The sequence below is a fragment of the Pectobacterium brasiliense genome (genome assembly GCF_013449685.1).
GTDB classification, from domain to species: Bacteria; Pseudomonadota; Gammaproteobacteria; order Enterobacterales; family Enterobacteriaceae; genus Pectobacterium; species Pectobacterium brasiliense_A.
The window spans coordinates 1-328 of the sequence record NZ_JACDSF010000123.1 but is presented as its reverse complement, the minus strand read 5'-3'; the positions used below and the strand labels follow the sequence as shown (position 1 = coordinate 328).

Annotated in this window: 1 protein-coding gene; it reads right to left on the bottom strand. The window is 56.1% G+C overall.

Translation table 11 applies throughout. From position 1 onward, the window contains the following. On the bottom strand, positions 1-328 hold a 328-nt coding region (locus H0248_RS21565; protein ID WP_180787433.1), incomplete at both ends, for an Ig-like domain-containing protein.

Sequence of the window (328 nt, the reverse complement as noted above, 5' to 3'; positions counted from 1 at the left end):
GTTCGCAGTCGTGACGTTGCCTGCGGTATCGCGCGTGGTGACCGACGCAGAGACATCACCATTAGCAGCCAGTACAGAACCGGGAACATTCACGCTCCAGGTCTTGCCATCGGTATTGACCGTCGTCTGGTAGGTCTCGGTGCCGACTTTAACGGTAACCGCATCACCTACTTTGACTTCACTACCGACCTGACCGGTCACCGCAATGGTCTGGCCGGATTCAGTCGCGTTAATCACGTTATCGGACGTGACATTATCGATAGCAATCGACGCCACTGGCGCAACGGTATCCACACCGTAAGTGTGGCTGGTGTTGGCGGTGGTGACA